Annotated in this window: 20 protein-coding genes; 8 read left to right on the top strand and 12 right to left on the bottom strand. The window is 72.7% G+C overall.

Translation table 11 applies throughout. From position 1 onward, the window contains the following. Positions 1-12: 12 nt before the first annotated feature. The 3 genes from smc to K244_RS0113160 all read right to left on the bottom strand — a co-directional run bounded on the left by smc (position 13) and on the right by K244_RS0113160 (position 4,874). Entirely contained in the window at positions 13-3,462 is a 3,450-nt protein-coding gene (gene smc, locus K244_RS0113170) for a chromosome segregation protein SMC (RefSeq protein ID WP_020186744.1), read from the bottom strand. Between the two features lie 99 nt (positions 3,463-3,561). Next, entirely contained in the window at positions 3,562-4,230 is a 669-nt protein-coding gene (locus tag K244_RS0113165) for a DsbA family protein (RefSeq protein ID WP_020186743.1), read from the bottom strand. Positions 4,231-4,352: 122 nt separating this feature from the next. After that, complete coding sequence (locus tag K244_RS0113160) at positions 4,353-4,874, bottom strand: DciA family protein (RefSeq protein ID WP_020186742.1); 522 nt, start codon at positions 4,872-4,874, stop codon at positions 4,353-4,355. 66 nt (positions 4,875-4,940) lie between these two features. Here K244_RS0113160 and mutY point away from each other — a divergent pair, with 66 nt between their 5' ends. Further along, on the top strand, positions 4,941-6,053 hold the full coding sequence (gene mutY, locus K244_RS0113155; RefSeq protein ID WP_020186741.1) for an A/G-specific adenine glycosylase: 1,113 nt from the start codon (positions 4,941-4,943) through the stop codon (positions 6,051-6,053). Next, on the top strand, positions 6,050-7,219 hold the full coding sequence (locus K244_RS0113150) for an MFS transporter (protein ID WP_020186740.1): 1,170 nt from the start codon (positions 6,050-6,052) through the stop codon (positions 7,217-7,219). Before mutY ends, K244_RS0113150 begins: the two co-directional genes overlap by 4 nt. Here K244_RS0113150 and K244_RS0113145 read toward each other — a convergent pair. The 4 genes from K244_RS0113145 to K244_RS0113130 all read right to left on the bottom strand — a co-directional run bounded on the left by K244_RS0113145 (position 7,216) and on the right by K244_RS0113130 (position 10,796). Beyond that, complete coding sequence (locus K244_RS0113145; protein WP_020186739.1) at positions 7,216-8,334, bottom strand: site-specific DNA-methyltransferase; 1,119 nt, start codon at positions 8,332-8,334, stop codon at positions 7,216-7,218. The genes K244_RS0113150 and K244_RS0113145 overlap by 4 nt on opposite strands. A 97-nt stretch (positions 8,335-8,431) precedes the next feature. After that, entirely contained in the window at positions 8,432-9,097 is a 666-nt protein-coding gene (locus K244_RS0113140) for a ribonuclease HII (RefSeq protein WP_020186738.1), read from the bottom strand. Positions 9,098-9,139: 42 nt separating this feature from the next. Then, positions 9,140-9,571 carry a VOC family protein gene (locus tag K244_RS0113135; protein WP_020186737.1) on the bottom strand — a complete coding sequence of 144 codons (432 nt, stop codon included), beginning with the start codon at positions 9,569-9,571 and terminating at the stop codon, positions 9,140-9,142. Positions 9,572-9,653: 82 nt separating this feature from the next. Continuing rightward, positions 9,654-10,796 (bottom strand): PA0069 family radical SAM protein, encoded by a 1,143-nt coding sequence (locus tag K244_RS0113130; protein WP_081761481.1) that lies wholly within the window; start codon positions 10,794-10,796, stop codon positions 9,654-9,656. A gap of 127 nt (positions 10,797-10,923) precedes the next feature. Between K244_RS0113130 and K244_RS0113125 the strand changes: the two genes are divergently transcribed. Next, positions 10,924-11,601 (top strand): glycosyltransferase, encoded by a 678-nt coding sequence (locus tag K244_RS0113125; RefSeq protein ID WP_020186735.1) that lies wholly within the window; start codon positions 10,924-10,926, stop codon positions 11,599-11,601. Here the strand turns inward: K244_RS0113125 and moaB are convergent. Beyond that, positions 11,598-12,158, bottom strand: coding sequence for a molybdenum cofactor biosynthesis protein B (gene moaB, locus K244_RS0113120; protein WP_020186734.1), 561 nt, complete (start codon positions 12,156-12,158; stop codon positions 11,598-11,600). The genes K244_RS0113125 and moaB overlap by 4 nt on opposite strands. Positions 12,159-12,361: 203 nt before the next feature. Between moaB and K244_RS0113115 the strand changes: the two genes are divergently transcribed. The 5 genes from K244_RS0113115 to K244_RS0113095 all read left to right on the top strand — a co-directional run bounded on the left by K244_RS0113115 (position 12,362) and on the right by K244_RS0113095 (position 18,469). Then, the gene (locus K244_RS0113115; RefSeq protein WP_020186733.1) at positions 12,362-13,336 is read left to right on the top strand and encodes a DMT family transporter; all 975 of its coding nucleotides are present in this window, start codon (positions 12,362-12,364) and stop codon (positions 13,334-13,336) included. A gap of 130 nt (positions 13,337-13,466) precedes the next feature. Beyond that, complete coding sequence (locus K244_RS0113110) at positions 13,467-14,519, top strand: hypothetical protein (RefSeq protein WP_020186732.1); 1,053 nt, start codon at positions 13,467-13,469, stop codon at positions 14,517-14,519. Between the two features lie 73 nt (positions 14,520-14,592). Further along, the gene (locus K244_RS0113105; protein WP_036306739.1) at positions 14,593-15,582 is read left to right on the top strand and encodes a complex I NDUFA9 subunit family protein; all 990 of its coding nucleotides are present in this window, start codon (positions 14,593-14,595) and stop codon (positions 15,580-15,582) included. Between the two features lie 86 nt (positions 15,583-15,668). Next, complete coding sequence (locus tag K244_RS0113100; RefSeq protein WP_020186730.1) at positions 15,669-16,823, top strand: ligase-associated DNA damage response exonuclease; 1,155 nt, start codon at positions 15,669-15,671, stop codon at positions 16,821-16,823. Further along, complete coding sequence (locus K244_RS0113095) at positions 16,820-18,469, top strand: cisplatin damage response ATP-dependent DNA ligase (RefSeq protein ID WP_020186729.1); 1,650 nt, start codon at positions 16,820-16,822, stop codon at positions 18,467-18,469. The genes K244_RS0113100 and K244_RS0113095 overlap by 4 nt, the downstream gene beginning before the upstream one ends. Positions 18,470-18,472: 3 nt before the next feature. Here K244_RS0113095 and K244_RS22740 read toward each other — a convergent pair whose 3' ends face one another. From K244_RS22740 to K244_RS0113075, 4 genes are all read right to left on the bottom strand, one after another. Beyond that, positions 18,473-19,441, bottom strand: coding sequence for a cell wall hydrolase (locus tag K244_RS22740; protein ID WP_020186728.1), 969 nt, complete (start codon positions 19,439-19,441; stop codon positions 18,473-18,475). Between the two features lie 164 nt (positions 19,442-19,605). After that, positions 19,606-20,679, bottom strand: coding sequence for a fatty acid desaturase (locus K244_RS0113085; RefSeq protein ID WP_020186727.1), 1,074 nt, complete (start codon positions 20,677-20,679; stop codon positions 19,606-19,608). Between the two features lie 238 nt (positions 20,680-20,917). Continuing rightward, a complete protein-coding gene (locus K244_RS0113080; RefSeq protein ID WP_024816490.1) occupies positions 20,918-23,734 on the bottom strand; it encodes a [protein-PII] uridylyltransferase in 2,817 nt (938 codons plus the stop codon). 168 nt (positions 23,735-23,902) lie between these two features. Further along, on the bottom strand, positions 23,903-24,946 hold the full coding sequence (locus K244_RS0113075; RefSeq protein WP_020186725.1) for a TIM44-like domain-containing protein: 1,044 nt from the start codon (positions 24,944-24,946) through the stop codon (positions 23,903-23,905). Positions 24,947-25,158: the final 212 nt, after the last annotated feature.

Genomic DNA, 25,158 nt, shown 5'->3' with positions numbered 1-25,158 from the left:
GCGCACCCCGGCCTACACTGCTTCCAGCAGCCGCTCGGCGGCGCGCAGGTCGACCGAGACCAGCTGGCTAACGCCGCGCTCGGCCATGGTGACGCCGAGCAGGCGATCCATGTGGGCCATGGTGATCGGGTTGTGCGTGACCGTCAGGAAGCGCGTGGCGGTGGTGCGGCGCATCTCAGCCAGCAGCGCGCAGAAGCGTTCGACGTTGGCGTCGTCGAGCGGGGCGTCGACCTCGTCCAGCACGCAGACCGGCGAGGGGTTGGTCAGGAACACGCCGAACACCAGCGCGAGCGCCGTCAGCGCCTGCTCGCCGCCGGACAGCAGCGACAGCGTCTGTGGCTTCTTGCCCGGCGGCCGCGCGATGACCTCGAGCCCGGCCTCGAGCGGATCGTCGCTCTCGACCAACTCCAGCCGCGCCTCGCCGCCGCCGAACAGCGTCTCGAACAGCTTTCGGAAATGCGCGTCCACCCGCTCGAAGGCCGAGAGCAGCCGAGCGCGGCCCTCGCTGTTCAGCGAACGGACGCCGCCGCGCAGCCGGGCGATCGCCTCCGTCAGGTCCGCGCGCTCCGCCGCGAGGCCGCCGTGGCTCTCCTCGACCTCGGCGAGCTCCTCCTCGGCGCGCAGGTTGACCGGCCCCATGCGGTCGCGGGCGGAGAGCGCGCGAGCGAGCCGGGCGTCGATCTCCTCGCGGCTTCCGCGCTCCGCGCCGGCGAGCTCGGCGGCGAGCTCGGCCGGGGTCATGTCGCGCGTGTCGCGGATGCGGGCGAGCGCGAGGGCGCGTTTCTCGCGGGCGGCCTCCAGCCGGGCGCCGGCGCGGGCGGCCTCCTCGCGGGCCTTGGCGAGCGCGTCCAGCGCCGCGCGGGCCGCGACGTCCGCCGCGCGGTGGGCGGTCTCGGCGAGGACCAGCGCGTCGGCGCGGGCGCGGGCGTCCGCCTCGGCCTGGATCACCGAGGACCGCAACGCGACGCGTTGCTCCGCCAGCGCGTCCGGACGGTCTGCGAGCGCGGCGCGTTCCGCTTCGGCCTCGGCGCGACGGGCGGAGAGGCTGTCGAGCCGCTCCGCGGCTCCCTCGCGGCGGCGGACCCAGGACGCACGCTCGGCGGCGATTTCGGCGCGGCGCTCGGCCCTGCGGCGGGATTCGGCGGCGAGCGCCTGGGCTTCGGCCCGGCGCGTGGCCGCGGCGGCGCGGGCCTCCTGCACCGCGGCGCGGAGCGGGGCCAGCGCATCTTCGCCCTGAGGCGCCTCGCCCAGCGCGCCGAGCGACGCGTCGACCGCGTCCCGGGTGGATGAGGCCTCGGCGCGTTGACGCTCGACCCGGTTCGACGCCTCCTCGACCGCGGATCGTCGGGCGGCCACCTTGGAGGCCGCGCGCTCGGCCGCCGCCTCCGCCTCACGGGCGGCGTCGAGCCTCGACCGGGCGGCCTTGGCCGCGTCACGGGCGGTCCGTTCGTCGCTGGCAGCGCGTCCGGTCGCCGCACGCGCGGCGTCGACCGCGAGCCGCAACCGGTCGGCCTCCGCGCGCGCCTCCGCCGCGGCGCGTTCGACGGCGCCCAGCCGGTTCTTCTCGGCGAGGCGTCGCGCGGCCGGGGTCGGCGCGTCGGCGGCGAGCGTCAGGCCGTCCCAGCGCCACAGGTCGCCCTCGCGGCTGACGAGCCGCTGGCCGGGCGTCAGCCGTTCCCGCAGTCGCGCCCCGTCCCCGCGCGCCACGACGCCGACCTGCGCCAGCGTGCGGGCGAGCTCCGGCGGGGCTGCGACATGGGTCGACAGAGGCGTCGCGCCCTCGGGCAGCGCCGCGTCCGACGAGGCGTCGAGCCGCGCCCAGTGCGCCGGCGCGCGCGGATCGACGGCGGCGTCGAGGTCGTCGCCGAGCGCCGCGCCGAGCGCGGTCTCGAAGCCGGGATCGACGGAGATCAGGTCCACCACCGCGGCGAAGGCGCGGCGCTCGTCGGTCGCCAGCAGCTTGGCGAGCGTCCGCGCCTCGGTGACGGCGCGCTCGGCGCGAGCGTTGGCCTGGGCCGCGGGCGCGCGGGCGGCGGTCTCGTCGGCGCGGGCGCGGGCGTGGGCGGCCTCGGCCGCGTCCGCCGCCTGTTCGGCCGCCGCAAGCGCATGACGCGCGGCCTCGGCCCGCTCCTTCAGCGCCGCGGGCTCGCCCCCCGCGCCGGCCTCGCGGGCGAGCCGCTCCGCCTCCGCGGCGAGGGTCGCGGCTTCGCGCTCGAGAGCGGACAGCCGGTCGGCGGCCTCGCGGCGTCGGCGCTCCAGGTCGCGGCGCTCCGAGAGGCGCGCCGCGACCGCGGCGGTCTCGGCGGCAAGGGCGGCCTCCGCGCGGGCAAGCTCTTGATCGGCGCGCGCGAGGCGCTCCTGCGCCGGGGTCCGGGCCTCGGCGTCGCCCTCGTCGGAGGAAGGCCCGAGGCCGGCCTCGGCGTCGGCGAGGCGGGCGAGCGAGGCGCTCGCGTCCTCGGCCAGCGTCCGTTCGCGCGCGAGGTCGCCGTCGAGCTGCGTCAGCCGCTGGGCGAGCTCCGCCAGGCGGGCGCGAGCGCGGGCCTCCTCGCCCTCGAGCGCCGTCGCCTCCTGCGTCAGGCGGCGCAGCGTGGCCTCCGCCTCGCTCGCCGCGGTGCGGGCCGGCGGCAGCGCATGGGCCGCCACAGCCTCGGCGCGAGCCGCCGCGCCCTGCGCCCGCAGGGCGTCCGCGACGCCGGCGACGGCGGAGGTCTCCAGCCGTTCGGCCTCCGCGACGCCCGCGGTCGCGGCGTCGTGCTCGGCGAGCAGCGCGAGGCCCTCGGCCGCGCGGATCTCCTCGGTCAGCGCGCGGTAGCGCTGGGCGCTCTTCGCCTGCCGGCGGAGCGCCTCGGCGCGGTGGTCGAGCTGGCCCAGCACGTCCTCGACGCGCACGAGGTTCGCCTCCGCGGCCTCGAGCTTCTGCTCCGCCTCGCGGCGGCGGGCGTAGAGGCCGGCGATGCCCGCGGCCTCCTCCAGGATGCGGCGGCGCTGGTCCGGCCTTGCGTTGATGATCTCGCCGACGCGTCCCTGGCCGACCAGCGCCGGCGAGCGCGCGCCGGAGGAGGCGTCGGCGAACAGCAGCTGGACGTCGCGGGCGCGCACCTCGCGGCCGTTGATGCGGTAGGTCGAGCCGAGGCCGCGCGCGATCTTGCGGCTCACCTCGATCACGTCGGAGGCGTTGAACAGGTCCGGCGCGGTGCGGGCGGCATTGTCGAGGGTGAGCGTGACTTCGGCGTGGTTGCGGGCCGGACGGCCGCCGGAGCCTGCGAAGATCACGTCCTCCATGCCGGAGGCGCGCAGCGATTTGAAGGAGCTTTCGCCCATCACCCAGCGCATGGCTTCGACAAGGTTGGACTTGCCGCAGCCGTTGGGGCCGACGATGCCGGTGAGCCCCGGCTCGATCGGGGCCTCGGTCGTCTCCACGAAGGTCTTGAAGCCCGCGACCTTGAGCTTGGCGAAATTCATCGGCGAAGGCCTGGGCGCGCGCTGGCGCCCGTCAGGCCGCGGTCACCGAAGCGCGGCCGTCCGAACGACGGCGCGCGCGGGTCCGGCAGGCCCGACGCGTCAGGCCTTGAGCAGCGGCTCCAGGATCTTCTCCAAGTCCTCAAACCCGATCGCCCCGCGCTGGATCTTGCCGTTGATGAAGAAGGTCGGGGTGGAGTTCACGCCGAACTTCTCCGCGCCGCGCGCACGCACGGCGTTGATCCCGTCCAGCATCTCCTGATTCGTCAAGCAGGCCTCGAAGGTCTCCTGTGTGAATCCGAACTGCTTGGCCAGCGTCTGCAGGCCGGCGACCGGGTCGGTGGCGTAGGCCCAGTCCCTCTGGCGGGCGAACAGCGCGTCGACCACCGCGAAGTATTTGTCGTCGCCGGCGCAGCGGGCGATCATGAAGCCGGCGGCGGCGATCGGATCGAGCGGGAACTCGCGCAGGATGAAGCGCACCTTGCCCGTGTCGATGTATTTTTCCTTCAGCTTCGGGAAGGTCGTCGCGGCGAACTGCGCGCAATGCCCGCAGGTCATCGAGGCGTATTCGATGATCGTGACGGGGGCGTCGTCCTTGCCTTCGACCTTGTCGCCCAGCGGGCCGGCCATGGCGAGATCCTCGGCCGAGGGCGCCTGCGCGGCGGCTTCGGCCACGAAGCCGAACGGCGTGCGGGACAGCGCCCCGGCGGCGGCTGCGGTCAACGCGAGCGCGGCGGCGGTCTCGAGAAAGCGGCGGCGGGTGAGCGTCACGGGGGCGTCCTCAACAGTCTGCGGTGGCCAGGCGAACGCGCGGCGGCGCGCAGCGTCGTGGCTTCACAGTCTATTCGCAAGCGGAATGTGGCGGCAGCATGCCCGGCCTTCGTCGGAGGCGCTCACGCCCCCGTGACCCGCCGGCGCGCAAGCACCGCCCGGCCGAGCCGTTCGAGCGCCGCCGCAAGCTCAGGTTCGGCGACCGGCGCGACGGCCGCTTCCACCTTCGCGCTCTCGCCGGGCGTGGCGGGGGGCAGCGTAGGCGGCGGCGTGCGGCGCGACAGCCGGAAGCCCGCGATCGGCCCCTGGCGGAACTTGAGCTGGCCCACGCAGCGCCAGCCGAGATGGGCGTTCACACGCTCGAGGATCTCCGCCGTGCGGTGCTGGACTTCGAGCGCGAAGGCCCCCTCCACGCGCAGATGCAGAACGGAGGTCGGGGGCGGCGCGTCCGGGTCGGTCGCGGCGCCGCGCGGCGGAGCCGCGAGCTTCTGCGGGATCGCGAAGGCCGCAATCTCCCGTCCCACGATCGTCTCCCATCGCGCCATGATCTCCGCCCCCGCGAAGCCCTGGCGCGCGGCGGCCGGCCCTAGGGCGCCGGGCAGCAGATCGGACAGCGCGATGGCGCGGCGGCGGGGCGGTTGCATGGGCGGCGGCGCTCTGTAGGTTGGGCGCCGACCGACGCCCCCAGTCCCAAAATCAGAGAGTAGCGTTTGGCGACCGCCGCCGAAACCCTGACCGCGCCCGATCCCTCGGCCCTGCTCGCTTGGTACGACCGGCATCGGCGGCGTCTGCCGTGGCGGGCGGAGGCGGGCGAGCGGGCGGACCCGTACCGGGTCTGGCTGTCCGAGATCATGCTGCAGCAGACGACGGTGAAGGCGGCGGGCCCCTACTTTCTGCGCTTCCTTCAGCATTTCCCGGACGTCGCGGCGCTGGCGGCGGCGCCGCTCGAGGAGGTGCTCAAGCTCTGGGCCGGCCTCGGCTACTACTCCCGCGCCCGCAACCTGCACGCCTGCGCCCAGGCGGTGATGGAGCGCCACGGCGGCGCTTTTCCCTCCGCCGAGGCCGAACTGCTGGCGCTGCCCGGCGTCGGCCCCTACACGGCCGCCGCCATCGCCGCCATCGCCTTCGACCGGCCGGCGGTGGTGGTGGACGGAAACGTCGAGCGGGTGGTGTCGCGCCTTTTTGCGGTCGAGGTGGCGATGCCCGGCGCGAAGCCCCGGCTGAAGGCCCTGACCGGCACGATCGCGCCCGCCAAGCGGCCCGGCGACTTCGCGCAGGCGACGATGGATCTCGGCGCCACCATCTGCACGCCGCGCAAGCCCGCCTGCGCGCTCTGCCCCTGGGATGATCCCTGCCTCGCCCGCGCCCGCGGCGACCAGGAGAGCTTTCCGCGCAAGGCCGCGAAGGCCGACCGGCCGACCCGGCGCGGCGTGGCCTATTGGGTGGAGCGGCCGGACGGCGCGGCGCTGGTGCGCTCGCGGCCGCCGAAGGGCCTGCTCGGCGGCATGACCGAACCGCCGACCGGCGTCTGGAGCGAGACCGTCGATCTCGCCGCGCCGGTGGCGAGGCTCGCTGAGGAGGCGCCGCTCACAGCCGACTGGCGACGGCTGCCGGGCGTGGTCACCCATGTCTTCAGCCATTTCGCCCTCGACCTCGCGGTGCTGGCCGCCGTCGTGCCGCAGGCGACGCCTGCGCCGGCCGGCGCGCGCTGGGTCGCCCGGCGCGACCTCGACGGCGAGGCGCTCCCCTCCGTGTTCCGCAAGGTGGTGGCGCACGCCCGCGCCGACGCCGGTCCCGCCCGATCGAAGTCCGCGAGCCTATGACCGCAGCTGTCGCCTCAACCGCCGATCGCCGGCGGCTCGCCTACGCGCGCGCCGCGGTCGCCGCCGCCTTCTTCGTGGCCGGCGCCGCGATGGGCGTCTGGGCGGCGCACATCCCTTTGCTCAAGGCCGGTCTCGACGTCGACGACGCGGCGCTGGGGTTCGTGCTGCTGGCGATGGGGATCGGCGCGGTGTGCGCGATGCCGCCGACCGGCCTGCTGCTCCACCGCTTCGGCGCCGTGGCGATGACCATCGCCTCGGCCTTCTCGCTCGCGAGCGCCTTGGCGCTTGCGCCGCTGGCGCCGAGCTATCCCGCGCTGATCGCCGCGGCCGCCTTCATCGGGCTTTCCATGGGCGCCATCGACGTGTCCATGAACGCCCAGGCGGCGGCGATCGAGACGGCGTGGGGGCGGCCGATCATGTCGTCGATCCACGCCTTCTTCTCGATCGGAGGACTGGCGGGCGCGACCGCCTCCGGCGGGCTGATCGCGCTCGACGTCGGCGCCGTCGCCGGCATGGGGCTGTCGGCCCTTGCGTTGGGCGCGGTGGTCGCGCTCGCCGCGACCCGTCTCGCGATCGCAGCCCATGGCGCGCCGGACGAGCCGCACGGCCTCCGCCTGCCGCGCGGCGTGGTGCTCGGCCTCGGGCTGCTGACGCTCGCGGCCTTCCTCTCCGAAGGCGCGATGATCGACTGGAGCGCGGTGTTCATGATCCAGGCGACCGGGGCGACGCCGGCGCTCGCGGCCGTCGGCTACGCCGCCTTCTCCGCCGCCATGACCTTCGGCCGGCTGACGGGAGACGCGTTCGTCGCGCGGCTGGGGCCGCTGCGCGCGGTGCAGGTTTCAGGCGCGGTCGCCGCGGCGGGGCTCGCGATCGTGGTGGCGGCGCCCACGCCGACTGTTGCGATCGCAGGCTTCGTGGTGGCGGGGTTGGGCTTCGCGAACGTGGTGCCGGTGCTGTTCTCGGCTTCGACGCGGCTGCCCGGCGTCGCGCCGGGCGCGGCGCTGTCGATGGTCGCCACCATGGCCTATGGCGGCGGGCTGATGGGCCCGCCGCTCATCGGCTTCCTCGCGCATGGCGTCGGCCTGCGCTGGGCGCTGCTGCCGCTGGTGTTCGCGGCTCTCGCGATCGCGGCATTCGTGCGCCGCGCCGCGAAGCTTTCGGGCTAAAGGCCTTCGGCGCGTACCGCGTCGCGGAAGGCGTCGATCGAGGTCAGCGCGTCGTCGGCCTCCACATGCCAGAAGCTCCAGCCGTTGCAGGCATCGGCGCCCTGGACCAGCGCGCCGATGCGGTGGATCGAGCCGATGATGGAGCCGAAGGCCAGCGTTCCGTCCGCGCGCACCGTGGCCTCGTAGCGACGGCGGGCGTCGACGAGCTTGGCGCCGGGGCGCACCAGCCCGCGCTCGACCAGCGTCGCGAAGGCGACGCGCGGGGCCTCCCGCTTCGCCGGGGCGGCGGAGATCGCGTCGGCGGCCTCCGGCGTCACGGCGTCGATGCGCGCGCGGGCGGCCGCGGCGTAGTCGCGGTCGCGCTCTACGCCGATGAAATGCCGCCCGAGCCGCTTCGCCACCGCGCCGGTGGTGCCGGAGCCGAAGAACGGGTCGAGCACGACGTCGCCCGGCTTGGACGACGACAGCAGCACGCGCGCCAACAGCGCCTCCGGTTTCTGCGTCGGATGGACCTTCTTGCCGTCTTCGCCCTTCAGGCGCTCACCGCCGGAGCAGATCGGGATCAGCCAATCGGAGCGCGGCTGCAGGTCTTCGTTGCCGGCCTTCAGCGCCTCGTAATTGAAGGTGTAGCCCTTGGCGTCGGCGCTCTTCGCGGCCCAGATCAGCGTCTCGTGGGCGTTGGTGAAGCGCCGGCCGCGGAAGTTCGGCATCGGGTTGGTCTTGCGCCACACCACGTCGTTCAGCACCCAGTAGCCGAGGTCCTGCAGCACCGCGCCGACGCGGAAGATGTTGTGGTAGCTGCCGATCACCCACATCGTGCCCGTGGGCTTCAGCACGCGGCGCACCGCCATCAGCCAGGCGCGGGTGAAGGCGTCGTAGGCCTGGAAGCTCTCGAACTGGTCCCAGGCGTCGTCGACCGCGTCGACCAGGCTCTGGTCCGGCCGGCGCAGGTCGCCCTGGAGCTGCAGGTTGTAGGGCGGGTCGGCGAAGATCAGGTCCACGGACGCCGACGGCAGCTTCTCGAGTTCCGCGACACAGTCGCCGATCAGGATGGTGTCGAGGGGGAGCGCCGGAGCGTCGTGCCGCGCCGGGGCGCGGTTGAGCCGAAGAGCCATGAGATCCGATCCGTTCGTTTACGCGACTGTCGGACGGATTCTTGGTTCGGTAACGTAAAGAGCGCCTCAAGAAACGGGGTGAACGGAGGGTTAACGCTCAGCCGGCGGCCTGGGCCAGCAGAGCCGAGACCGGCGCGAAGCCCCGCCGGTGGTGCGCGCAGGGGCCAAGCAGGCTCAGCGCGGCGAGGTGCTCCGGCGTGCCGTAGCCCATGTGGCGCTCGAAGCCGTAGCCCGGCACGCATTCGCCGAGCCGCATCATCATCCGGTCGCGCACGACCTTCGCCACGATCGAGGCCGCTGCGATCGACAGCACGGTGGCGTCGCCGCCGATCACGGCCTCGCCGCGGCATCCGAGCCCTGGCGGCACGTCGCGGCCGTCGATCAGCGCGAGCGCCGGGCGGGACTGGAGGCCCGCGACCGCCCGGGCCATCGCCCAGAGCGTCGCGCCGCGGATGTTGAGGCGCTCGATGCGCTCGGTCGAGGCGGCCACGAAGGCGACGTCGGCGCTCGCCATGATCTCGGCGAACAGCGCCTCGCGCCGGGCCGCGGTCAAAGCCTTGGAGTCGGCGAGGCCGGCGGGGATGCGCTCGGGGTCGAGCGCGACGGCGGCCGCCACCACGGGGCCTGCGAGCGGCCCGCGGCCGGCTTCGTCAACGCCTGCGACCGGGCCGAGACCGGCTGCGCGCGCCGCCCTCTCGCGGGCGAAGGTCGCGACCAGCTTAAGGACAGGCGCTCGTCTGGCGTCGGGTCGGGCGGCGGGCATGCCGCCAATGTCGCGCGATTCGGGGCCTGAGCGCGAGACCGATCAGTCCGGCGCGCGGACCCGGCCGGCCGCGTCGACGGCGAAGCCGGGGTTGTGCGCAAGCTCCCAAAGATGGCCGTCGATGTCGGCGACGTAGCCGGAGTATCCGCCCCAGAACGTCTTTTCCGGCGCCTTCACCATCAGCCCGCCGGCCGCCACCACGCGCACCGTCGCCTTGTCGACGTCGGCCTCGGAACCCAGGTTCCAGGCGAGCGTGACGCCGGAAAATCCCGAGCCGTTCACGGGGATCTGGGCGTCGGCCGCCAGCGCCTCGCGGCCGTAGATCGAGAGCACCGGCCCGGCGGTGTTGAAGAAGGTCACGGCGTCCGTGCTGGCCGACGACGCGACGAGGCCGAGCGCCTCATAGAACGCGGTGGACCGCGCGACGTCCGCGACGCCGAGGGTTACGAGGGACAGGCGCAGGGGAATCGGCATGGGGCGGCCTCGTCGTACGCAACGCCGCATCTAGCGCTGTCCGGGGGCGCCGTCGTCAACACCCGATTGGGCCTAGCGCCCGTCAGAACAGCGAAAGTTGCACGCCGCCGTCCTTCGCGGTACGCGCCGGCGGGGTGAACAGATCGGTCCGCAGCCGCAGGTGACGGCGGTCGAGGCCGAGCCGCCGGGCCGCCAGCTCGAAACGCCGGCCGATCGTCCAGGCCACCACGCCTTCGCCGGTCTGCCGCACGCCCCAACCGGAATCGTAGAGCTTGCCGCCGCGGGTTTCGCGCACCAGCGACAGGATGCGGCGCATCTTGGCGGGGTGATGCTCGACCAGCCATTCCTGCACGAGGTCCTTGATCTCGTTCGGCAGCCGGAGAAGAACGTAGCCGGCTTCGCAGGCGCCCGCCTGCTTCGCCGCCTCCAGCAGCCGTTCGATCTCGTGGTCGTTGAGCGAGGGAATGACCGGCGCCGTCAGCACCGTCGTCGGCACGCCGGCGCGCGTCAGCGCCGCGACCGCCTCGAGCCGCTTGGAGGGCGTCGGCGCGCGGGGCTCCATCTGCCGCGCGAGCGTGGCGTCGAGGGTGGTGATGGAGAGCGCGACCTTGGCGAGGCCCTGTTCCGCCATGCGCGAGAGGATGTCGAGGTCCCGCAGCACCAGCGTGGACTTGGTGACGATGCCGACGGGATGGCGCGTCTCCTCCAGCACCTCTAGGATCTGCCGCGTCAGCCGGTGCGTCCGCTCGATCGGCTGGTAGGGGTCGGTGTTGGTCCCAAGCGCGATGGTGCGCGGCTTGTAGCCCGGCGCCGCGAGCTCCCGCCGCAGCGCCTCGGCGATGTTCGGCTTGGCGGTGAGCTTCGACTCGAAGTCGAGTCCCGCGGACAGCCCAAGATAGGCGTGCGTCGGCCGCGCGAAGCAGTAGACGCAGCCGTGCTCGCAGCCGCGGTAGGGATTGACCGACCGATCGAAGGCGATGTCCGGCGACTGGTTGCGCGTGATGGCGGTGCGCGCCGTCTCCAGCGTCACCTCGGTTCGGAACGGCGGCAGCTCCTCGAGGCTGTCCCAGCCGTCGTCCTCCGCCACCCGCGCATAGGGCTCGAACCGGCCGCTGGCGTTGGTGACCGCGCCGCGTCCCCTTCGGCGCGTGACGTCGACCGGAGCGCCGGGCGGCGCCGCGATGGGGGAGGGTGCGGGGATATGGGCGCGGGCTGGCTGCGACATGCAACGAAGCTAATCCCCGATCCCGAACAAAACAAGAACGATATCGCGCGGCCGTGTCGAAATCGAACGCGCGGCGCTGCAAAAAGGAGACGGACGCAGGGCGGAACCCGTGCTAACGCTTGGGGCTATGCTCAGCGTGGTCATTCCGACACGAAACGACGAAGCCGTTCTGGTCGCGACGCTTGCGGCGTTGGTGCCGGGCGCGGCGGAAGGCGTCGTGCGCGACGTGACGATCGCCGACGGCGGATCGACGGACTCGACGCTCGAGATTGCGGATCTCGCCGGCTGCAAGGTGGTCGGCGGTTTCGCCGATCGCGCCGGGCGCCTGGACGCTGCGGCGCGACGGGCGAAGTCTCCCTGGATCTTGTTTCTGGAACCCGGCTCGGTGCTAGACGAGGGCTGGTTCCGTGAGGTCCGCAGCTTGGTTGAAACGCTGGAGCGCCGCGGCGAGACCGCCTCGCGCGCCGCCGTCTTCAGCTTCGGGCTCGACCAGTTCGGCGCCGGCGCGCGCGCCTCGGAGACCCTGGTGCGGATCGGCGAGGCGCTGACCGGCCTGCCGCGGCCGGAGCAGGGGCTGCTGATCCATCGCGCGCTCTATGAGAAGCTCGGCGGGTTCCGGTCGCTCCCCGCCATGGCGGAGGCCGACCTCATCCGCCGCATCGGCCGCAGCAAGGTGATGCGGCTACGCGCCCGCGCGATGACGCCGACGCTGAAGAAGCGGTTTGCGGGCCCGCGGGCCGCGCTCGGCGCCGGCCTGCTGATGCTGCGCGTGCCGCCCCGGCTGGTGTCGCGGCTCTACGGCTAAGGGTTCGCCTTCAGCTTCCCGCGCTTGAGGTGCTCGTCGAGCCGCGGAAGGATCTCCACGAAATTGCAGGGGCGGTGGCGGTAGTCGAGCTGCGCCTTCAGCACGCCGTCCCAGGCGTCGCGGCAGGCGCCGCCGGAGCCCGGCAGCACGAACACGAAGGTCTTGCCGGCGACGCCGGCGGTGGCGCGCGACTGCAGCGTCGAGGTCCCGATCGTGCCGTTGGAATAAGCGTGGAACAGGTTCGAGAACCCGTCCATGCGCTTCTCGAACAGCGGCTCCAGCGCGTCCGGGCTGACGTCGCGGCCGGTGAAGCCGGTGCCGCCCGTCGTCAGCACCACGTCGGTGGCGGGGTCCGCGACGAAGGCGCAGACCGCCGCCCGCAGCGCCTCGCGCTCGTCGCGCACGATCGTCCGCCCCGAGACCCGGTGTCCGGCCTCCGTCACGCGGGCCGCCAGCGTCGCGCCCGAGGTGTCGTCCGCCTCCGAGCGGGTGTCGGAGACGGTCACGATCGCGACGCCGAGCGGCACGAAGGGACGGGCGTCGTCGATGCGGGACATGGGCGCGAAACCTCGGTCGGTGCGGTCGGGGCATCTTAGGGCGGAATTCGCCGGCCGTAAGCGGAGCGCGCATGGGCCGCCGTGGCGCCTATCATGCGCTCGTCGCTTGATCACGGTCTCGAATGGCTGAGGGCGACTTTTTGAATTGGTCGCGGCGCCCCCGAAGGGAGCATGGTGCGGCCGCGCGCCAGAAGCGGACATCCATGTCGATACAGTCATCCGAAGCGGCCGTCGTCGCGGCGGCCGCGGCTCCGGTCGCCCCGCCGGTCGTCGCCGCCCCGACGATGAGCCGCACCGAATGGGGCCTGCTCATCGTGCTCTCCATGCTGTGGGGCGGCGCGTTCTTCCTGAGCAAGGTGGCGCTGGCGGAGGTCACGCCGCTGGCGCTCGTCGCCGCCCGCGTCGGCGTCGCCGCCGTGGCGCTCTGGGCGGTGGTGCTCGCGAAGGGCCTCGCCGTCCCGCGCGAGGGGCGCCTGTGGCGGGACTATCTCGTGCTCGCGCTGATCAACAACGTCGCGCCGTTCTGCCTCCTAGCCTATGGCCAGCAGGGGCTTCCGAGCGGCCTCGCCGCGATCCTCAACGCCTCGACGCCGCTCTGGACGGTGCTGCTCGCCCATGTGACGACCTTGGACGAGCGCGCGACCGGGGGCCGTCTCGCGGGCGTCGCCGTCGGCATGGTCGGGGTCGCCGTCATCATCGGCCCGCGGGCGCTCGAAGGCGTCAGCGACGCGCTGCTGCCGGCGCTCTGCATCGTCGGCGCGGCGATGTGCTACGCCGCCGCGATCATCTACGCCCGCAGGTTCCGCGGCCGGCCGCCGCTGATCACGGCCGCGTCCCAGCTCGGGCTGTCGAGCGTCATCATGGTCGCGGCGCTGCTGGCGTTCGAGGGCGCGCCCGCGCTTCCCTCGCCGCACGTGACGGCGTCGCTCATGGTGTTCGGCCTGTTCTCGACCGCGCTCGGCTTCGTCATCTACTTCCGCATTCTGGCCGGCGCGGGCTCCACAAACGCCGCGCTCGTGACCTTCCTGGTTCCCGTTAGCTCCATCCTGCTCGGCGCGCTCGTCCTCGGCGAGCGGCTCGACGCGCGGGAGTTTGTCGGGATGGGCGCGATCGCCCTGGGCCTCGCCGCGATCGACGGGCGGCCCTGGCGGGCGCTGAAGCGAGGGGTTGCGAGCTGAGCGACCCCGGCGCCGGATCCATCCGACTTGAGCGCGGGGGCCCCTGCTACCATCTTGGGAGGCGTCGCGTCCTAGCCGGCTTTCGCATGACCCGCGCCTTTCCCCTGTTTCCCGCCGACGGCGCCGTCTGATGGGCGCTCGCCTCGCGACGGCCGTGGACTGGACGGCGCGGCTTTCGCGCGTAGGGCTCTGCCTGTCGGTCGCGATCGTGGCGATCGGGACCGCGCGGGACTTCGGCTTCGCCGTGCCGCTCGACGTCGCGATCGAGCGGACGCTCGCCGACGTCGCGCCGCGGGATCGTCTCGAACGCCAGGCCCGCGCCGCGCTCGACGCCGAGGACGTCGCGCTCGCCCGCGGCTACGTGGAGCTCGCCGCAGAGCTGAACCGGCCGCTTTCGGGCGAAACGCTCGCCCGGCTCGCCGCCGCGGAGACGTCCGGCGCCACCGCCTGGCGCTCGACCCGCGGCTTCGCGCAGGGGTTCGCGACCGGGTCCGCGGCCGGCCCTGCGGCGCTCGCCGGCGCCGTCGCCTCCGACCTGACGGTGATCGGCGACGTGCGCGATCTCATCGGCGAGGGGGCCAAGATCGTCCGCGGCGAGGAGCACAGCGACCTGATGATCGCGCTCGCCGCCGCCGGCGTCGGGCTGACCGCGGCGACGGTGGCGAGCGGCGGCGCCGCGGCGCCGGCCAAGGTCGGCGTCTCGATCCTGAAGGCCGCGCGCCGCGCCGGGACCATGACCGCCGACTTCGCCGCCCACCTGACCCGCACCCTGGGCCGCGCGGCGGACGCCCGACGGGTGGAGGCCGCCGCGCTGCGCGGCGTGAGGGCGGGAGAGGGCGCGGCGACCCCGGCGCTGCGCGCCTTCGGCGGCATGGCGGGGGAGCTGCGCGCGGCGAGCGCCGTTGCGGGCCCGGCGGAGGCCGTGCGGCTGATGAAGTTCGTGCGCTCCGGCGACGACCTCGCCGATCTCGCACCCTTCGCCCGGCGCTTCGGCGTCAAGGCCCGCGCGGTGGCGGAGCTCACCGGCCGCGCCTCGCTCCGCGGCTTCCGCACCACGATCCGCCTCGGCGAGATGATCCTCGCGCATCTCTGGGCCGCGCTGCTGTGGTTCGGCGGGCTGCTGGCGGGCGCGGTGTCGAACCTGTCGTTCCGCGCCGTGCGTTTCGCCGCCGCCCGCGTCTGATCCGCTTTACGACGTTTGGACGATGCTCTAGGTCTCTGAGCGCGTTTTGAACCGCTCGAAGGAGCCGCCCGCGATGGCCCTCGCCTCTCCCTCCCGCCCGATCGGCGACAGGCTCGTCACGGTCTTCGGCGGTTCGGGCTTCGTCGGCCGCCATGTGGTGCGGGCGCTCGCGAAGGACGGCTGGCGCGTGCGCGTCGCGGTCCGCCGGCCCGACCTCGCCGGCCACCTGCAGCCGCTCGGCGGCGTCGGCCAGATCGTCGCGGTTCAGGCCAACCTGCGCTTCCCGGAGTCGGTCGCCCAGGCGGTCCGCGGCGCGGACGCGGTCGTGAACCTCGTCGGCATCCTGGCGGAAAGCGGCAAGCAGCGCTTCGAGGCCGTTCAGGCCAAGGGCCCGCAGGTCGTCGCGGAGGCGGCAAAGGCGGCCGGCGTCACGCGCTTCGTCCAGATGTCGGCGATCGGCGCCGACCGCGCGAGCAAGGCGCAGTACGGCCGGACCAAGGCCGCCGGCGAACAGGCCGTGCTCGACACCTTCCCGGACGCCGCGATCCTGCGGCCGTCGATCGTGTTCGGCCCCGAGGACGATTTCTTCAACCGCTTCGCGGCCATGGCCCGGGTTTCGCCCGCGCTGCCCCTGATCGGCGGCGGGACGACCCGGTTCCAGCCGGTGTTTGTGGGCGACGTCGCCCAGACGGTCGCGAAGGCGCTCCGGGGCGAGGTGGCGGCGGGGCTCCCCTACGAACTCGGCGGACCGGAGGTTCTCACCTTCAGGCAGATCCTCGAGTACGTGCTGCAGGTCACCGACCGGTCCCGCCTGCTGCTGCCGCTGCCCTTCGGTCTCGCCAAGGCCCAGGCCAAGATCCTGCAGCTGCTGCCGAACGCGCCGCTGACCGTCGATCAGGTGACGATGCTCGAGACCGACAACGTGGTCTCCGAGGAGGCCCGCGCCGCGGGCCGCACGCTCGAAGGGCTGGGGATCACCCCAGCTCCGATCGAGGCGGTCGTCCCGAGCTACCTCTGGCGCTTCCGCAAGACCGGACAGTTCGGCAAGGCGCGGGAAGCGTAGAGAACGCACGGCCCGGCGCGGCGAAAGCGGGTCTCCGGTCCGGCGCGCCTGTTCCTCCGTCGCCGGAGGCTTATCTCTCGGCTGAGATGCGCCCCGAAGACCTGCTCGTTCCCACGCCCCAAGGCCTCTACTGCCCTCCGGCCGATTGCCACATCGACCCGATGCGGCCGGTCGCCCGCGCGCTCGTCACCCACGGCCACGCCGACCACGCCCGGCCCGGCAACGACGCGGTGATGGCGACGCCGGAGACGCTGGCGATCATGGCCGCGCGCTACGGCGAGGCCTTCTGCGCCACGCGCCAGCCCGCGCCCTACGGCGCGAAGACGCGCATCAACGACGTCACGGTGAGCTTCCATCCCGCAGGCCACGTGCTCGGCGCGGCGCAGATCCTGTTCGAGTGGAAGGGATTCCGGGCGGTCGTCTCGGGCGACTACAAGCGCCAGGGCGACCCCACCGCGGCGCCGTTCGAGGTTGTCCCCTGCGACCTGTTCGTGACCGAGGCGACCTTCGGGCTTCCGGTGTTTCGCCACCCCGACGCCGCGGAAGAGGTGGCGAAGCTGATCGACAGCGTCGAGCTGTTTCCCGAGCGCGCGCACCTCGTCGGGGCCTATTCGCTGGGGAAGGCCCAGCGCCTGATGAAGCTGCTGCGGCTGCGCGGCTGGGACCGCCCGATCCACCTGCACGGCGCCATGGTGCGGGTGACAGAGACCTATCGCGAGCTCGGGATCGAGCTTGGCGAGACCGTCCAGGTCAAGGCCGCCGACCGCAAGGAGCTCGCGGGCGCGATCGTGCTCTGTCCGCCGTCGGCGCTGCGGGAGCTGTGGGCGCGCAAATTCCCGGACCCGGTGACGGTCGCGGCCTCCGGCTGGATGCGGGTCCGCGCGCGTGCCCGCCAGAAGGGCGTCGAGCTGCCACTGGTCGTCTCCGATCACGCCGACTGGGACGACCTGCGCCAGACCATTCTCGACACGGACGCGCAGGAGATCTGGGTCACCCACGGCGAGGAGGACGCGCTGGTGCACTGGTGCGGCACGTCCGGCCTGAAGGCCCGCCCGCTCCGGCTGGTCGGCTATGGCGACGAGGGCGAGACGGACGAGCCGGCTGGGGAGGGGGGTGGGGGCGTCATCCCTGCCGAAGGGCGAAGCCCGCCGGGCCGGGATCGTAAGCCGGATGAGGCGCTTGATTTGGATGACGATCCCGGCTCTGCGCTTCGCCCCGGCCGGGATGACGCAACCCCATGAACCGCTTCGCCTTCCTGCTCGACCGGCTGTCCTACGAGCCGCGGCGCAACGCCAAGGTGCGGCTGATGGCGGACTACTTCCGCGAGACGCCGGACCCCGAGCGCGGCTGGGCGCTGGCGGCGCTGACCGGCGCGCTGACGTTCCGTCACGCCAAGGCCGGGCTGATCCGCGGCCTTATCACGGACCGGACCGATCCCACGCTGTTCGCCATGTCCTACGACTACGTCGGCGACCTCGCCGAGACGGTCGCGCTGATGTGGCCCGGCGAAACGCGGGCGAACCGCGCGCCGCCGCTGTCGGAGATCGTCGAGGGCCTGACCTCGACGGCGAAGCTCGACTTGCCGAAGCGGCTCAGCGCGTGGCTCGACGCGCTGGACGAGACGGGCCGCTGGGCGCTGCTGAAGCTCATCACCGGCAGCTTGCGCATCGGCGCCTCGGCCCGGCTCGCCAAGACCGCGGTCGCGGCGCTGGGGCAGGACATCAAGCCCGACGACGTGGAGCTGGTGTGGCCGGGGCTGGAGCCGCCCTACGACGCCCTGTTCGCCTGGGTCGAGAGCCGGGCCGAGCGGCCGAACGCGGAGGACCCCGCGCCGTTCCGGCCGCCGATGCTCGCCCACCCGCTGGAAGACGCGAACTTCCGCGCCTTCGACCCGAGCGAGTTCGCGGCGGAATGGAAATGGGACGGCATTCGCGTGCAGGCCTCGGCCGGCCGGGACGCGGAGGGGCGCCACGTGGCGCGGCTGTGGAGCCGGTCCGGCGAGGACGTCTCGGGCGCCTTCCCCGACCTGCTCGACGCGCTGACCTTCGACGGCGCGATCGACGGCGAACTGCTGATCCTGCGGGAGGGGCGCGTGCAGACGTTCAACGTCCTGCAGCAGCGCCTCAACCGCAAGGCTGTGACGCCGAAGCTGACCTCAGAGTTTCCGGCCCACATCCGCGCCTACGACCTGCTGTTCGACGGGACTGAGGACCTGCGCGAGCTGCCCTTCGTCGAGCGCCGCAAGCGGCTGGAGGCCTTCGTCGCGCGCGCCGAGACCCCGCGCATGGACCTGTCGCCGCTGGTGCCCTTCGACGACTGGGACGGCCTGGCCGCAGCAAGGCTCGACCCGGCGTCGGCCGGCGCCGGCGCGGACGCGGCCGCCGTCGAGGGGCTGATGGTGAAGCGCCGCGACAGCGCTTACGTCGTCGGTCGGCCCAAGGGCCTGTGGTTCAAGTGGAAGCACGACCCGATGACGGTCGACGCCGTGCTGATGTACGCCCAGCGCGGCCACGGGCGGCGCTCGTCGTTCTACTCCGACTTCACCTTCGGCGTCTGGACCGAGGACGCGGAGGGCCCGCGGCTGACCCCCGTGGGCAAGGCCTACTTCGGCTTCACCGACGAGGAGCTGGTCGAGCTCGACCGCTTCGTGCGCAAGAACACCACGAACCGCTTCGGCCCGGTGCGCGAGGTGACGCACACCGAGGCGATCGGGCTGGTGCTGGAGATCGCCTTCGAGGGCATCGCGAAGTCGGCGCGCCACAAGTCGGGCGTCGCGATGCGCTTTCCGCGCGTCGCCCGCATCCGCTGGGACAAGCCGCCCCACGAGGCCGACCGGCTCGAGAGCCTGGAGCGGCTGATCGAGGAGCGCGAAGCGGCGGGCGCCTGAGCGTCAGCCGAACACGTCCCAGGCCTGGGCCACCACCAGGTTCGCCCTCGCGAGCAGCGCCTTGAGCGCCGGCGCAGGTTCGGCCGAGGCGCCTGGGACGGCGGCGGCGAGCACAGGCGCGGCCGGCGTAATCACACGCGGCGTTCCCGCCGGCGGGAGGGAGGCGAGCGTCGCCAACGCCTCGCGGGCGGCGGCGGGCCGCGCGGCCGTCGGGGGCGTCTCGCCGCGGTAGGCCAGCGCCAGGGCGAGCGAGGCCTCCGCCTTCTCTGAGGTGACGGGCTCAGGCGCCGGACGCGAAGCTTTCGCGACCAGCGTCGGCGCGCGCGGCGTCAGCGCGGCGGCGATGACCTGGGCGCCGGCGGCGACGTCGCGATCCGCCTTGACCGAGGCGGCGGCGAAGGTCGCAAGGTTCTCGCGCTTCAGCTCCTCGTTCCGCCCTCTGCGCCACGCGTAGAAGGCGTTGCCGCCCGAGACCAGCAGATAGCGCTTGTCGTCGCGCCGGAAGGGAACGTTGGCGGTGTGAAAGTACAGCGCGTCGGCCGCGACGGGGTGGCGCGCTCCCGCGAGCACCAGGTCCGCCACCTTCAGCGCGCGCTCCTTCGGCCGTGGCTCCGCCATCGGCCGGCTGAGCACGCCCGCCGCGAACTGCCGCCAGGCCGAGACCACCCGGCAGAGCGTGTCGCCGTAGCGGCCGGCGTCAAGACGGTTCGCCACGACGGTGCCGACGGCCAGCATGCCGTCCTCCGCGGTGCGGTCGGATTCGAAGTACATGGCCCGCGCCAGGCATTCGCGCTCGGAGGGCTGCGACCGACGGACGGCGGCTTTGGCGCGAGGCGGCTTCGTGGCGACGACCGTTCGGGCGTGAGATCTCGCCTGCTTCGCGCCATGCCGTTTCGCCGCCTCCGCGCTGACGCCGCTGGTCGCGGCCAGGACGGAAACGAGGGCGAGGAGGACGAAGAGGCGATGCGTCATGTCGAGTGCGGCTCCGGCGGGAGCGGCCCGCACCGAAGCGCGCCGTCGTCCCAGACGGACATCTCAAGACTCGATTGGTGGTCGTATGGTCAATACGTGGTGGTACGAAGGTACGTCGCCTTAGTTTGGCCGCGGAGTGCTTGCGGGCCCAAGGGGAGCGGCGCTCACTCCCCCGGCGCGACGGCGGCGACGCCGGCTTTGCGGCCCTTGATCTCGCCCAGAAGCCGCCCCGTCACGTGCCAGAAACCGCGGTGGCTGCCCTTGTGATAGGGGCTCTCGGGCGGCAGCGTCGCGCAGAGGCGGGCGTGGGCGGCGCCCAGCGCGTGATAGGGGAGGCGCGGCAGCAGGTGGTGCAAGCCGTGGTAGCGCAGGCCGACCGGCGCCCAGAGCATCGGCAGCGTAGCCGGCGGGGGCACGTTGACGCTGTCGAGGAACTGCTCGGTCGCGGTCATCTCCACGCCGTGGTCGTTCTCCCAGTGGTGGGCGACGAGCGTGCGGAACTGGTTGACGACGCCGACCGCGGCGCCCAGCGCGATCGCGGTCAGAAACACGGTGAGCGAGATCACGCCGGCGGCGGTCAAGGCGAGCACCGCGATCGCCCAGACCGAGCACAGCGTCTCCAGCTGGCGGAAGCGGCGGGCCTGGTCGCCGGTCGGAATCTCGCGGCGAAACTCCGGGTTGATGGCGAGCGCCGAGCAGCGCTCGATCACGAAGGCGCGGATCTTCGGGTGGAGAGCCGACAGCGGCGCGAGCAGCGCGAAGCGCAGGAACAGGCCGACCGGCGCAAGCGCGGAGACGAGCAGGAACAGCAGCACCTGCACGACCGGGCCGCTCGCCAGCGGCAGGTACTCGGGATCGAGCTTGGTGCCGTAGCGCGACTTGGCGTGGTGCTGGTTGTGCACGCCCTCGTACATCAGCGACGGCGTGAGAAAGGGCACGCCGATCAGGGCGTCGTAGCCGTTCCGGAAGCCCGGCACGTCCTGCGGGCGCAGGTGGCTGACCTCGTGAATGAAGCTGACGCCCCGGTAGAAGGCGAGCGCCGCGACCATGAAGAACAGGCTCCGGAGCCCAAGCCCCGGCGCGAGCACGGCGCCTGCAAAGGCGGCGTAGCCGGTGAACGCGGTGAGGACGAGGTCGGTCCAGTAGATCCAGGGCCGCGCGGGCGTGAGGTCGGCGCAGAGCTTGTGGGCTTGCGCGACGAGGTTCGGCTCGGGGGCCGCGGTTCCGGATGCGGACATCGGGGCATGCGCTTTCGGGTCGGGAGCGACGCGGACGCTTATACCACCCGGGGCTTCTTTGGACACCTGCGCGCACGGAAAGGCTCGCGTGCGCGAGGGAGGGTCATCACCGGCCCGTCATGGTCCCGCTCGACCGGACCATCCATGCGGACGTCAAGCTCCGCGGTCGAGATGGGTTCTCCGGTCAAGCCGGAGGGCGACGGCGGCGGGGATGGGGCCGGGGGCGTCGGCCCCGACCCTATTTCGCCGCCTTCGCCTCGTCCTTCTTCGCCTCGTCCCGGTCGTCGGTCTCGAGCACTGCGCGGAGGCGGCGGCGGATGGCCGCCTGGCGGACGGTGGCGGTGATCTTCGCGCCGGTCAGGTCGGTCACGTAGAACACGTCGACGGCCCGTTCGCCGAAGGTCGCGACATGGGCGGAGGCGATGTTCAAGTTGAGCTTGGAGATCGCCGTGGTGAGGTCGTAGAGCAGGCCCGGCCGGTCGAGCCCGACGAGCTCCAGCACCGTGTGGCGGTCGGACCAAGCGTTGGTGACGGTGACCTCGGGCTCCACCTCGAACGGCCGGATGCGCCCCTTGGCGGCCGCCCCCCGGGTGCGCCTCTCGACGATGTCGAACAGCCAGATGTCGCCCACCAGCGCCTGCTCCACGCTCTCCGCGATCCGGCGGGCGCGGCGCATCTCGTCCTCGTCCTCCGGGAAGGCGCGGCCGATGAAGATCGAGTCCAGCGCGAAGCCGTCGGTGGTGGTGTGGATGTGCGCGTCCATGATGTTCGCGCCGCCGGCCGCGCAGGCGCCCGCGATGATCGCGAGCAGCTTCGGATGGTCGGGCGCGAACACCGTCAATTCGGTCACGCCCCGGAAGGCGTCGGTCTTGACGTCGGTCGCGAGCTTGCAGCCGTCGACGCAGGAGGCGCGCAGGAAGCGGGCGTGCGCCTCGGCCCGCGCGGGCTCCACCCGCAGCCAATAGGCGGGGTAGTGCCGCGCCGCGTAGCCGTTGAAGGTCTTGTCGCTCCAGTCGGGCAGGGCGGCGCGCAGCTCGGTCTTCGCCTGCTCGACCAGGCTCTTCCGGTCACCGATGTCGCGGCCGCCCGTCAGGAGATTCTCGGTCTCCCAGTAGAGGGTGCGGAGCAATTGGCCCTTCCAGCCGTTCCAGACGCCGGGCCCGACCGCCTTGATGTCCGCGATCGTGAGGATCAGCAGCATCTTCAGCCGCTCGGGGCTCTGAACCAGCTTGGCGAAGTCCTGGATCGTGCGCCGGTCGGAGAGGTCGCGGGACTGCGCGACGATCGACATCGTCAGATGCTGCTCGATCAGCCAGGCGACCGTGTCGGTCTGCGCGGGCGTGAGGCCGAACCGCGGGCAGAGCCGGCGGGCGATGCGGCCGCCCATGACCGAATGGTCCTCCGGACGGCCCTTGGCGATGTCGTGCAGGAACAGCGCGACGTAGAGCGCGGTGCGGTCGCGCACGGTCGGCATCATCTCGTTGGCGAGCGGATGGCTGTCGGCCGCCTCGCCGCCGTCGATCTCCGCCAGCACCCCAACGGCGCGCAGCAGATGCTCGTCCACCGTGTAGTGGTGGTACATGTTGAACTGCATCATCGCGACGATCTTGCCGAAATCCGGGATGAAGCGGCCGAGGACCCCGGTCTCGTTCATCCGCCGCAGCGTGACCACGGGCGAGCGCTTCGAGGTCAGGATTTCGAGAAAGAGCGCGTTGGCCTCCGGATTGTCGCGCAGCCGGCCGTCGATGAGCTTCAGCGACTTCGTCACCAGCCGCACGGCGACGGGATGCAGCGCCAGGCCGTTCTGGTCGGCGGCGTGGAACAGGCGGATCAGGTTCACCGGATCGTGGACGAAGACCTGATCGTCCCTGACGTTCAGCCGCTCGGACTCGACCGTGAAGTCCCCGAGTTCCTTCGGCTTGCGACGGGGTTTGAGCTTGGTCAGGAAACGGTCGAGCCGGGGCCTGGGCTTGGCTTCGCGCTCCTCCAGCGCGTGGCAGAGGATGGCGGTGAGGTCGCCGACGTCCTTCGCCACCAGGAAGTAGTGCTTCATGAAGCGTTCGACGTCCTGCAGGCCGGGGTGCTCGGTGTAGCCGAGCGCGATAGCGATCTCCCGCTGCAGGTCGAAGGACAGACGCTCCTCGGGGCGTCCCGTGATGAAGTGCAGGTGGCAGCGCACCGCCCAGAGGAAGTCCTCGGACTTCTTGAACAGCTTCAGCTCGGCGGCGGAGAACAGGCCGGCGGCCACGAGCTCGTTCACGTCCCGGACGCGGTAGACGTATTTCGCGATCCAGAACAGCGTGTTGAGGTCGCGGAGGCCGCCCTTGCCTTCCTTGACGTTAGGCTCGACGAGGTAGCGCGAGGCGCCGGCCTTCCCGAGCCGCTCGTCCCGCTCCTGCAGCTTGGCGGCGGCGAACTCCGCCGCGGTGTTGCTGACCACTTCGGCGTCGAAGCGGGTCATCAGCTCGTCGATGAGCTCCGCGTCGCCGGCGACGTGCCGCGCCTCCAGCACCGCGGTGCGGATGGTCATGTCGGCGCGGGCGAGGCGGATGCACTCGTCGATCGAGCGCGTGGCGTGGCCGACCTTCAGCCCCGCGTCCCACAGCACGTAGAGCATGGCCTCGACCACGCTCTCGCCCCAGGCGGTCTGCTTGTAGGGCAGCAGGAACAGCAGATCGACGTCGGAGCCCGGCGCCATGGTGCCGCGCCCGTAGCCGCCGACGGCGGCGATCCCCAGCCGTTCGCCGGAGGAGGGGTTCAGCCGGGGGTAGAGGTCGCTGACGATGTGGCCGAACAGCGCCTGCACGACCGAATCCATCAGGCCGGACAGGCGTTCCGCGCAGGCCGACCCCGCGCCGTCCTCGATCAGCCAGGAGCGAGCGACGGCGCGGCCTTCGGCCAGCGCCTGCTTCACGCGGCCGACGATGAGGCTGTGCCGGTCGCGGCTCGGGCCGGCCTCGCGGGCGATCCGGGAGAGATCCGCCTCGAGGGCGGCGCGGTCGCACAGGGCGCGGGCGTCGCGCGCGACGCGCAAGCGTTGTCGGACGGTCGACATCAGGACTCGAGGCTTTGGGAGGTCATGAGCCGCGGACCATAGGCGCGAAGACGTTAAAGAGCCATGCGGCAAGGTTTGCGCCGCCGAGCGGATGTGATCGAGGCGCCGCTCCGGTTGCGGAGCGACGCCTCGACGAACGCTGACGTGAAGGCGGCTGGAGCGCGGGGGTTACTGCGCCTGCTGGATGCCCGAAAGCAGCCAGCGCCCGCCGCGGGTGCGCACGAAGGTCCACACTTCCGTCGCCTCGATCGGCGTCGTCGGGTCGCCGTCGACGACCCGGCCGGTGGCGCGGTCCTCCGTGACGTCGACCAGCTCATAGCGCATCGCGACGGTCGCGTACTCGCGCTCGCCCTCCCGCCAGGATTCGGCCAGGTCACCCTGAAGCAGCTTGATGGCGGACGCCTTGTTGATCACGCCGCGGCTGGCGTCGTCGGCGAGGTCCTCGGCGAAGATTTCGACCATCTCGGGCGTCGCGAGGCTGCGCAGGCGCGCCAGGTCTCCGCGGGACCAAGCCTCCTGAACCTCCCCGAGCATCCGCTCGAAGGCGTCGAAATCCTCCTTCTGGAGCTCGACGGGTGCGGCGGAGGCTCCGCCGCCGAGGCCCGAGCCGAAGCCGGATCCGAGACCCGAGCCAAGACCCGAACCAAGACCTCCGCCGAGGCCGGTGCGGGACGCGATGTTGGGCGCGTCGGGGCGATAGCCGGCGCCGACGTCGGGACCGCCCGCGGTCGCCGTGCGGTAAGCCGGCGCGCTCGCGTTGCGACGGCGGAACCACTTAAGCGCGAAATGGATCGCGACGCCGATCAGCGCGACCTGGAGCAGCAGGCCGAGGATCGAGGCGAATCCGCCCAGCCCGCCGAACAGGCCCGAACCGGACAGCAGGCCGAACAGGCCGGCGCCGAGCAGGCCGCCCATGATGGCGCCGCCGATGCCGCCGCCGAACATGCCGCGGCGCTGCTGCTGGGCGGCCGCGCCGGCGCCGAGGCCCGGCGTCTGCTGTCCCGGCTGCGTGATGGAGCGCTGCATCGGCGCCGCGCCGGGCGAGGTCGCGGTCGGAGGCGGCGCGGAGAAGGTCTTGCCGCCGCGGCTGCCGAAGCTGCCTCCGCGACCGGCGCGCGCGTCCGCGTCGAGCGGCGCGAGCGTCACGCCGACGATCAGCGCGGCGAGGGCCGCGGCCAAAGTGCGGCGGAATGCGGGGGGCGAGAGGGGCATGCGGAGCCTGTTCCTATGTTTGAACCGTCGGGAACATGGGGGGCCGCGGACCAAATGTCATCGACCGCAGCCGGGAACCGCGATCACGCTTGCGCCAGTCGACGGCCGCCGTGGCCAAGGGCGGAAGAAGGCTGCGCAGTGGAAGTGAGGCGTCGGCGCCACTCCTGCGCGAATTGGCGGTCGATCACACTCTCGTCAATTCAAGCGGTCGG

This window comes from Methylopila sp. 73B (assembly GCF_000526315.1).
In the GTDB taxonomy this organism is placed as follows: domain Bacteria; phylum Pseudomonadota; class Alphaproteobacteria; order Rhizobiales; family Methylopilaceae; genus Methylopila.
This window is presented reverse-complemented; position numbering and strand designations above follow the sequence as displayed.